The sequence below is a fragment of the Grimontia indica genome (genome assembly GCF_000333895.2).
In the GTDB taxonomy this organism is placed as follows: Bacteria; Pseudomonadota; Gammaproteobacteria; order Enterobacterales; family Vibrionaceae; genus Enterovibrio; species Enterovibrio indicus.
In genome coordinates this window covers 25,960-35,695 of record NZ_ANFM02000037.1, presented here as the reverse complement: position 1 = coordinate 35,695, position 9,736 = coordinate 25,960, and the positions used below count along the sequence as shown (strand labels likewise).

The window sequence follows — 9,736 nt, the reverse complement described above, 5'->3', positions numbered from 1 at the left end:
AGAATAACTCGTGGTGGGATTCCCGAGTGGCCAAAGGGATCAGACTGTAAATCTGACGGCTCCGCCTTCGAAGGTTCGAATCCTTCTCCCACCACCATCTTTCAGCTTCGCGGCGATGTTCATTTGATTTCCGCAGCGCAGCACACAATCAGAATAACTCGTGGTGGGATTCCCGAGTGGCCAAAGGGATCAGACTGTAAATCTGACGGCTCCGCCTTCGAAGGTTCGAATCCTTCTCCCACCACCATCATTAAAAAAGCCAGCTCATCGAGCTGGCTTTTTGCTTTCCTGCGAACTAAACGCTTTCACGACCATGTGGCGTGGTCAAATCCTGCACTGGCCCTTTTGGCACAACACGGGTTGGGTTGATGTTGGCGTGGCTGTAGTAATAGTGACGCTTGATGTATGGCATATCGACTGTCTCAGCGACACCCGCAACCTGATATAACTCTCGCAGATAACCAAAGATGTGCTCATATTGGGCAATCTGCTGGCGGTTACATTTGAAATGCCCCACGTATACCGGGTCAAAACGTACCAGCGTGGTAAAGGCGCGCCAGTCAGCCTCTGTAATTTGATCGCCAGCCAAGTAACGGCTGGTCGCCAAATGCGCATCCAATTTGTCCAATGCAGCAAAAAGATTGTCGAACGCTTCTTCATAAGCTTCTTGCGTGGTGGCAAAACCACAGCGGTACACGCCGTTGTTGATGTTTGGGTAAACATAATCGTTCCACTCATCAATCACGCTGCGCAGTGCTTCTGGATAGAAGTCTTCCGTGTTACCTGTCACCTCGTTGAAGGCGGTGTTGAGCATGCGGATGATTTCAGACGACTCGTTGCTGACAATGGTTTCGGTTTTCTTATCCCACAGCACAGGCACAGTGACGCGCCCGGTGTAATCAGACTTCGCCTTGGTGTAAAGCTGATGCACGTAGTTAAAGCCATAGAGTGACTCAGGCTCATCAAACTGCCAGCCTTTCTCCATCATGTCAGGACTCACCACAGACACGGTAATGTGTTCTTCAAGGCCTTTCAGTTTACGGAAAATCAGCGTTCGGTGTGCCCATGGACACGCGAGAGATACATACAAATGATAACGGCCAGATTCAGCCTTAAAACCGCTCTCACCCGTTGGGCCCGCTTCACCGGTTGCCGTTACCCAAGAACGGAATCCAGCGTCTTCACGAACGAATTTCCCGCCAGATGATTTGGTGTCATACCAGACGTCATGCCAAACACCTTCCACTAATTTGCCCATATCCAATCTCCTTGTTTTGTTGAGAAGAGTATATGAAAAGGATAAGGAGATGTCGGTAGGAGGGTTTCGTCAGAGTCGTTCGAATATTTGAAACAAGACTAAGATGACCCCGACGATGACGCTGCCGGGATCAGGGGGGAGAGGTTAGGATTTACCACCCAGCATGTAGATGCTGAAGCTAATATCCAGAGCAGTACTTCCGTCAGGGAAGGTTTCGTGGATCAGAATATCTTCGCCTTCGATCTTGAACCGAATCGTGGGATCCTGAGCCTGATCACGCCATCGACCGTCTTTTCCTTGCGCCCAAACTGCACGTTGCTTGTCGATTTTGCAGCGATAATGCCATTTCTTTCCGTCATCTGGCCGCTTATAGGATATATGAAAAACATCCTTTTCCGTTTCCGGTTCTATGACCTTTTTATCAACCATCATGATAGAAGGACTTTTTCCTTTGATAGCGGCCAAACTCGCCCGACAGATTTGTTCTTGTGTGAAATCGCCGTACTCGCTGCACCCCGCAACCAAGGTTATTGTCAGTGAAGCCACTGAAAGTTTCATTAATGAAACCACATTCATAAGTTTGCGCTCCCTTCGCTCAAAAAACGATAACACCTTGAGTGTCCGAAGATTCTTTTCTTTACAAGCATAGTTGCAATAAAAAGAAGCCGCTTTACGAATGGGACGAATTTGCATCGATAGTAAGACACTAATGTTCTGCGAGCTGTAGTAATTTCGGATAAACTGGGCAGACCTCAATGGACTTCAGACAAAGAGAAGTAAATCAGCATGAAAGTCATTTCTTTTAATATCAATGGATTGCGCGCCCGCCTTCACCAACTTCAGGCACTGATTGAAAAGCATCAACCGGACGTTATCGGCCTGCAGGAAATCAAGGTTCATGATGAAGCTTTTCCTGTCGAAGACGTCGAAGCGATGGGCTACAAAGTCTATTTCCATGGTCAAAAGGCGCATTACGGTGTCGCGATGCTATGCAAACAAGAGCCCGTAAAAGTGCAAAAAGGCTTCCCAACAGACGAGGAAGATGCGCAGCGCCGTATGATCATGGCAACCTTCAAAAAAGACGATGGTAGTGAAGTGACAGTGCTGAATGGCTACTTCCCGCAAGGTGAAAACATCGCCCACGAAACCAAGTACCCTGCCAAGCGCAAGTTCTACCAAGACTTGATGACTTACCTCAACACCTCGCACAACAATGACGAGAAACTGATTGTGATGGGTGACATCAACATCAGCCCGATTGATTTGGATATCGGTATTGGTGAAGTGAACCGTAAGCGCTGGCTGAAAACCGGTAAGTGTTCCTTCCAGCCAGAAGAACGTGAAATGCTGGCAACATTGATGAACTGGGGCTTTGTGGACACCTTCCGCCAGCAGTTCCCTGATGCCGACGACAAGTTCTCGTGGTTCGATTACCGCTCCCGTGGTTTTGACGACAACCGCGGCCTGCGCATCGATGTGATTCTGGCAACCCCTTCACTGGCAGCAGACTGCATTGATACGGGTATTGATTACGAACTCCGAGGTATTGAAAAACCTTCCGACCACGCGCCAATTTGGGCGGAGTTTAAGTAGATCAGGGCCTAGGAAGAGAAGGTCCTAGGTCCTAGGGAAGAGCAAAAGCCCAAAAAGAAAAACCGCCATTCACTGGCGGTTTTTTGTATCCTGCTCTTCCTAGGACCTTTCTTTTCCCAGGACCTAGGACCTTTCTCTTCCCTAGGACCTGCTCTTACGACTCCAACGGTCTCAAATGTCTGTGCCAGCGATGCTCAAGGCGTTTAAAACCATAAACAATGGCGAAGGTCAGACACAGGTAGATAGCCGCCACAAACAGAAAGGCATCAAATGGCGCGTAGAAACGTGCGTAGATGTCCCTTGCTGCGCCTGTAAGGTCGATGATGGTCACGACCGACGCAATCGAGCTTGCATGCAGCATGAAGATAACCTCGTTGCTGTACGCTGGCAGTGCGCGGCGGAACGAAGATGGCAAGATGATGCGGCGCAGAATCGTAAAGCGCGACATGCCGTAAGCCTTGCCTGCTTCGATTTCACCTGCAGGTGTTGCCACCATGGCACCACGGAGGATTTCCGTTGTGTATGCGGCCGTGTTCAACACAAAAGCAAACAGACATGGATAGAAAGCATCTTCGACAACTGCCCAGAACATACTTTGTTGAATGCCTTCAATGGTCGCCACACCGTAATAAATCAGATAAAGCTGGATAAGCAGCGGCGTGCCACGGAAGATGTAAACGTAAATCCAAACTGGACGGTTAATCCAAGGGTTCTTTGAGGTCCTAGCAACCGCCAATGGTACGGACAGGATAAGACCAAGCACCAGCGACAGAAACACCAGTTGAACAGTGACCGTCAAACCACTCCAGTAGTGGAGAATGGTGGTCGAGGTGAAAATCTCGTTTTGGTCGAGGTAAGCGTAAATTGATTCTAACATTCCGTGTCTCCTTAGCCTCTTACTACACCGGCGCTGAACTTACGCTCCAAGCGCTTGAGTCCAAGCTCAGAGATGGAGGTGATCAGCAGGTAGACCAATGCTACCGGAATAAAGAATTTGAACGGTTCGTTCACCGCACCTGCCGCTTCTTTGGCAAGGCGCGTCATGTCCGCCAGACCAATCACTGACACCAGCGCCGTTGTCTTCACCAACACCAACCAGTTATTACCAATGCCTGGCAATGCGTGACGCATCATTTGCGGAAACATAATGCGACGGAAGATCATCCAAGGGCTCATGCCATATGCAGTGCCTGCTTCCAACTGACCACGGTCAACCGCCAGAAATGCGCCGCGAAAGGTTTCAGCCATGTAGGCACCGAAGATAAAGCCAATCGTCGAAACGCCAGCAGTAAACTCATTGATGTTGATGAACATATCAATGTCATACTTTTCGTAAAGCCAGTCAGAGAAGTTGTTCATCATGATTTGTGCGCCGAAGAAAATCAGCAGCATCAACACCAGATCGGGTACACCCCGAACCACGGTGGAATAAACCGTTGCCACACCGCGGGCAAAACGGTTCTTAGAAAGTCGTGCCAATGCGGTTACCAATCCCAGTAACACCGCAATCACAGCAGAAAGCACCGCCAATTCGACGGTTAATATTGCGCCCATGAAAATGGAAGGGCCATAACCATGCAGATCTAACATCCTTTCCTCCTGCACGAATAAACCGATAGCGAAACTACCGCTTTATGGATCTTGTATTCAGTTTTCGCTTATCAGTCAAAAGGGAGCGAATCCCGCTCCCCCTAGAGCTTTATCAGCCCCCTAAATCAGAGGGCTGATGAATCTGCCATGTGTTGCCATTTAGGCTTAGCAGAGTTCCTGCAAAGTAGTTGGTGAGTATTTTTCCAACTACAGATTGCTGTAAATAGATGGTGCTGTATCAAGGCAGTACCAACTATGCCCAGCAATCCAATCTGCAACGTAGTTGGAGCTAGAGCAAGGCGCCGAGCACGTGAATCCCCATGAGCATAGGTTTCCTATGTGATTGGGGTGAGCGCGCGCAAGCAACGCAGCTATCGCTCCAACTAAGAAGCAGATTTACATTTTGATATCGTAGGCAAAGTACTTCTTACGAATCTCGTCATACGTACCGTTCGCTTTCACCTGAGACAGAGACTTGTTGAAGATCGCTGCCAGGTCTTTATCACGCTTACGGAATGCTGCTGCTACACCATTACCCAGTTGAACGTTGTCGCCCACTGCTTCGAAGGTGTCACCGTCTTTACCGCCTAGGATTGAAGATTCGCCTACTGGGAAGTCAATAAGCACGATATCCAGACGACCACCTTGCAGATCCAGTACCAGATCATCACCCGTGGTGTAGCGCTTAACTTCTGCTACTTTGCCGAACGTGTCGGTCGCGTAGTTGTCTTGAATCGTACCGCGCTGAACACCGATACGCTTACCTTTCAGAGAGTCAACATCGGCTGGGTTAAGGCCTGAACCTTTTGGTGCGAAGAAACCGCTTGGGGTGTTGTAGTAAGGTTCTGAGAACAGTACCTGCTTAGCACGTTCTTCAGTGATCGACATTGACGAGAAGATCACGTCGTACTTACGCGCTTGCAGACCTGGAATGATGCCGTCCCATGCTTGGATAACCCAGCTACAGTTCAGCTTTGCGTTTTCACATACAGCGTTACCCAGATCCACTTCGAAACCAGTCAGGGTACCGTCTGGTGCTTTGTATTCGAATGGTTCATAAGGTACATCCACAGCGATGCGAACGTCTGTCCAATCTTTTGCCTGAACAGCTGTCGCGCCCAGTGCAGCTGTCACTGCAGCAGCAACTAACCATTTTTTCATCTTTCTGTCTCCTTATGGATATATTGTTCAGATGGCGATACTCCTTTGCCATCTGCCGTATGCGTTTACCGCGTCGGGGCTTTCTTATTTCAGAACTATCAGTAAATCGAAGAGATAAATTGCTGTAATCGCTCCGATTCAGGATTAGTAAATAGCTTAGCTGGGTCGCCCTGCTCTTCCACTAGTCCTTGGTGTAAGAACATCACATGGTTGGAAACGTCACGTGCAAAAGCCATTTCGTGGGTCACGACCAGCATGGTACGACCTTCTTCCGCTAGGATTTTCATGACGTTGAGTACTTCACCCACCAATTCTGGGTCAAGGGCTGAGGTAGGTTCATCGAACAACAGCACTTCAGGCTCGACCGCAAGCGCTCGGGCAATCGCAGCGCGCTGCTGCTGACCACCGGAAAGGTGCCCTGGGTAGTAATCACGACGTTCCCACAAGCCTACGCGCTGCAGGAAGGCTTCTGCGCGTTCCAACGCTTCTGCTTTTGGTACGCCCAGAACATGGATAGGTGCTTCAATCACGTTTTCCAGTACTGTCATGTGAGACCACAGGTTGAAGCCCTGGAATACCATCGCCAGACGGGAACGAATGCGTTGAACTTGTTTTTCGCTAACGGGTACGGCTTCGCCATGGCGACCGTTTTTCATTTCGATAAGTTCGCCGTTCACCCAGATTTCACCTGCAGTTGGGGTTTCCAGCAAGTTGATGCAGCGAAGGAAGGTACTTTTACCTGAACCGGATGATCCGATGATAGAGATGACATCGCCACGGTGTGCGTCCAGTGAAATCCCTTTTAATACTTCGTGTTGACCAAAGGTCTTGTGAAGGTCTTTGACTTGTAGCGCTACTGCTTCCGTCATGCGCTTGACTCCTGTCTTTCTGTTTGCACGCCGAGCTAATACGAGCACCTGATCTTAGTCTGAAGACTGCTTAGGCACTCTTTTTTATATGGCTTGGTGGTACGAGTTCAGTGTAACTATGGCGTAAATTGTCATTTTCTGCCGTGCCACAACACATTTCACTACTGAGGCTCGTTTATCTGAAAATAACATCCATCAGTTTCAACAGCAACAATTTGTTAACCTTTAAGTGAATAAAAAATAAGTCATTTTCAATGCATAATTAAACAGAATGAGTGCTTTATCAAGAGTGTGAATTGATTGATGGTTTTGAGTGGTTAGTGTAGGGTGTATTTCGATGAAAATTTGCTTGTAGATCAATATCGAGAGAGCTATGTTGCCACGCTTGCTGACCCTGTGTTTCGCGCTCGTCTCTTTCGCCAGCTCAGCCACAACCAATACACTTACAATTATTCCCGAGCTGTCGAACGGCTTTGTCAGAAACTACAACCCTTTCCGCGCCGATACACTGGCGACGACGAGAGACTTCATCTTCGAACCCCTGATGGTTTTTGAGGAGGGCGTCGCACATTTCCGTCTAGCCAAAAGTTACACCCTATCCCCCGACCTGAAAGGCATTCTGCTCTCGCTGCGAGATGACATTAAATGGTCTGACGGCACCCCCTTTTCTGCGGACGATGTGGTCTATAGTCTTTCACTGCTAAAAGACGAACCCGAACTGGATTACAATTCACTCGGGTACTGGATGGAGCACATCGAAAAACGTGGCGAAAATGAGGTATACGTCTCGTTAAGCCATCCAAACGCACAGATAGCACATCGTTTACAGGAAGCCATTATTGTTCCCATGCACCAGTGGCAGGACATTTCTGACAAGCGTTTTTTCCTTAATGCCCATCCTGTCGGCACTGGCCCTTTTACCGATATAAAAGCCTTTAGCAGCAATAACATCGTTCAGTGCCGTAACCCCAACTACTGGCAACAAGACAAACTCAAGGTCGATTGCATTCGCTACCCACAGGTCAAAAGTAATGATGAGCTCATCAGCCGTCTGAGCAACGGTGAATTTGACTGGGCGAGTGCGTTTATTCCAGATATTGAGCGTAACTACGCCTCCTATTCGCGTGATTACCATTACCACCATAAGCCCTCAACCATCGTCAGCTTGATGTTTAACTTCAAACATCCCAACGAAGAATTACGCAAAGTTATTCAAGACGTGCGTTTTCGCCGTGCGATGTCGATGAGCCTTGCACGGGATCTTTTGATCAGTGTTGCTGTTTTTGGGCAGGGTGAAAAAGCGGTATTTGCCAGTGGTATGGCATCGACATTTGAGGACTGGATACCGAATTCGGCCGCAGAGCAGCATCTTTACTACATTCGCTTTCATCCCAAAGCCGCTTCACGCCTGCTTGACGAGTTGGGATTGGTCGATATCGACGGCGACAGATTCCGGGAATTACCGTCTGGAGAGCCACTGACTCTGCGGATCATCGCACCGAATGGTTGGAGCGACTTCATCTCTGCTTCTAATGTGGCTGCGGAGATGTTCGCGGCTGTCGGCCTGCGTGTAAAAACAGAAGTTTTACCGTTTCCTGAATATGAAGCCCGTATGGCGAATGCCAATTACGATCTCAGCATCACCAACTACTTTACCGGCCTGACACCTTTCAGGTATTTCAATTCAGCCTTTAACAGCGCCTATCAAACCCCTACTTCGCCACGTTTTGCCCAGCACTATTTCAAAGACGAAAAAGTGGATGACCTGTTGGATGACTTTCTGCTTCAAACTGATCAGCAGAAACAGCGCGATATTGTCAGCCAGCTTCATCTGCGCATTTCTGAAAATCAGGTGACTGTGCCGCTTTATTACAAGCTGGAAACGGTGGAATTCACCACCACACGTTACAAAGGCTGGAGAAGGCATGAAGACGGGACGCCGAATGTACCGCCAATTTGGTACACAGAAAGGCCAAGGTTGATTCAATTGCTCGAATTGGAACCGGTTGAAGAGTCACCCAAGAATACCCCATAAAAGAAAACCCAAGCTGATGCTTGGGTTTTCTTTTACTCGGGGCCTTCACGCTATTCCTTGCCCATTAACTCCAACGTTTTGAGCCATACATCTGCGTCGCTGTGAGGGTCTAGCATCTTTAGTCTTTCGTATGCTGAACGCGCCAACTCAAGCTGGTTAGTTTTCATCGCGCTAAAGCCCAAGATCTCCCACAAAAAGGCATCCCGGCTGCCCCCCATGTCGATGGCCTGCTGCGCCAGATTGGCGGCTTCCTGCCAACGTTGCAGTTGGGACGCTATTTTAACCTGCACTTTCACCAGAGAAAGTTCAGGCTCTCTATTCAGCAAAGACACCACTTCCCAAGCTTCCATCCACTCCATCGACTGCATGTGATATTGGAGTTTACGTTTCAGCACATCACGGTTCACGGTCACAGCTTCTGAGCTGATACCTTGATTGAGCAATCGCTTCGCTTGCTCGGTATCTCCCAGCATGCTCGCGTATTGGGACATGTTAAGGTAATCCGCCTCGGTCAGCGTGGCTCCGGCTTTGGCTTCTTCCCGTAAAGTTCTCAACGCAGCACGCACTTCACCCAATGCCGCATAGGCGGAGGCTTTCTTGCGTTGCCAGCGAATGTCATGACCAAATTTATCTTGAATCACGCGGGTGGTATTAATCAGCGCGCGGTGCTGCTGAAGCTGTTCTTCACTCAGCAGTTTGATCTGCCATATAAATTCCGGCACATCGGCGTAACGGGCAATAATGGCGTTAGCCTGTTTCAACGCTTCTGCATATCTCTTTTCGCTGAACAGCGCACGGGTATAAAGATGCTCAACCGGCTGGAAGGTAGGAAACTCAGCCAGATAGGTTTTACCGTATTGAATGGCGACTTCCGGACGGCCACGCTTCATAGAAAGGGACACTAATGCGCCCAGCACATCCTGTCTCAGACTTTCAGGTAACTTTCGGTACTCCAGCGCTTTGGTGTAGGCAAGATACGCACGGTTGTAGTCACCTTCATTGAGATAGATGTAACCGAGCAACCGCTGATGTAAGGCATTCTGTTCTTCGTTATCCGAAACAATCGCTTTCGCCAGATCGGCCGCTTTATCGACCTCATCATTCGATAGCAGGGTTTCGATACGATTCAGGTGACGGGCAAAATCCGGATCACTGGCAAACGCCGGTAAACTTGCACACAACAGCAATACGCCAACACCAAAAAGTTTCATATCCCTCAGCCAATAACGA

The 9,736-nt window shown here is 48.9% G+C and carries 9 protein-coding genes and 2 tRNA genes; 4 read left to right on the top strand and 7 right to left on the bottom strand.

All coding sequences use genetic code 11. The features are described 5' to 3' along the window. The first annotated feature begins 12 nt into the window (after positions 1-12). Both D515_RS19705 and D515_RS19700 read left to right on the top strand, forming a co-directional pair. Positions 13-97 (top strand) — tRNA-Tyr (locus tag D515_RS19705). Between the two features lie 65 nt (positions 98-162). Further along, positions 163-247 (top strand) — tRNA-Tyr (locus tag D515_RS19700). Between the two features lie 48 nt (positions 248-295). Here D515_RS19700 and D515_RS19695 read toward each other — a convergent pair. Further along, complete coding sequence (locus D515_RS19695) at positions 296-1,258, bottom strand: glutathione S-transferase family protein (protein WP_002541020.1); 963 nt, start codon at positions 1,256-1,258, stop codon at positions 296-298. Between the two features lie 144 nt (positions 1,259-1,402). Continuing rightward, positions 1,403-1,834 carry a hypothetical protein gene (locus tag D515_RS19690; protein ID WP_002541018.1) on the bottom strand — a complete coding sequence of 144 codons (432 nt, stop codon included), beginning with the start codon at positions 1,832-1,834 and terminating at the stop codon, positions 1,403-1,405. A 210-nt stretch (positions 1,835-2,044) separates the two neighbouring features. Between D515_RS19690 and xthA the strand changes: the two genes are divergently transcribed. Continuing rightward, positions 2,045-2,851 carry an exodeoxyribonuclease III gene (gene xthA, locus D515_RS19685; RefSeq protein ID WP_002541017.1) on the top strand — a complete coding sequence of 269 codons (807 nt, stop codon included), beginning with the start codon at positions 2,045-2,047 and terminating at the stop codon, positions 2,849-2,851. Positions 2,852-3,005: 154 nt separating this feature from the next. Here xthA and D515_RS19680 read toward each other — a convergent pair whose 3' ends face one another. The 4 genes from D515_RS19680 to D515_RS19665 all read right to left on the bottom strand — a co-directional run bounded on the left by D515_RS19680 (position 3,006) and on the right by D515_RS19665 (position 6,471). Next, positions 3,006-3,728, bottom strand: a complete 723-nt coding sequence (locus D515_RS19680; RefSeq protein ID WP_002541015.1) for an ABC transporter permease — start codon at positions 3,726-3,728, stop codon at positions 3,006-3,008. Positions 3,729-3,739: 11 nt separating this feature from the next. Further along, positions 3,740-4,441 (bottom strand): ABC transporter permease, encoded by a 702-nt coding sequence (locus D515_RS19675; protein ID WP_002541012.1) that lies wholly within the window; start codon positions 4,439-4,441, stop codon positions 3,740-3,742. A 396-nt stretch (positions 4,442-4,837) separates the two neighbouring features. Further along, the gene (locus D515_RS19670; protein ID WP_002541011.1) at positions 4,838-5,602 is read right to left on the bottom strand and encodes a transporter substrate-binding domain-containing protein; all 765 of its coding nucleotides are present in this window, start codon (positions 5,600-5,602) and stop codon (positions 4,838-4,840) included. 98 nt (positions 5,603-5,700) lie between these two features. Further along, positions 5,701-6,471 carry an ABC transporter ATP-binding protein gene (locus D515_RS19665; protein ID WP_002541009.1) on the bottom strand — a complete coding sequence of 257 codons (771 nt, stop codon included), beginning with the start codon at positions 6,469-6,471 and terminating at the stop codon, positions 5,701-5,703. 373 nt (positions 6,472-6,844) lie between these two features. Here D515_RS19665 and D515_RS19660 point away from each other — a divergent pair, with 373 nt between their 5' ends. Further along, on the top strand, positions 6,845-8,506 hold the full coding sequence (locus tag D515_RS19660; RefSeq protein ID WP_002541007.1) for an ABC transporter substrate-binding protein: 1,662 nt from the start codon (positions 6,845-6,847) through the stop codon (positions 8,504-8,506). 50 nt (positions 8,507-8,556) lie between these two features. On the opposite strand, the gene D515_RS19655 is transcribed toward D515_RS19660, so the two are convergent. Beyond that, positions 8,557-9,717 (bottom strand): tetratricopeptide repeat protein, encoded by a 1,161-nt coding sequence (locus tag D515_RS19655; protein ID WP_002541006.1) that lies wholly within the window; start codon positions 9,715-9,717, stop codon positions 8,557-8,559. Between the last annotated feature and the right edge of the window lie 19 nt (positions 9,718-9,736).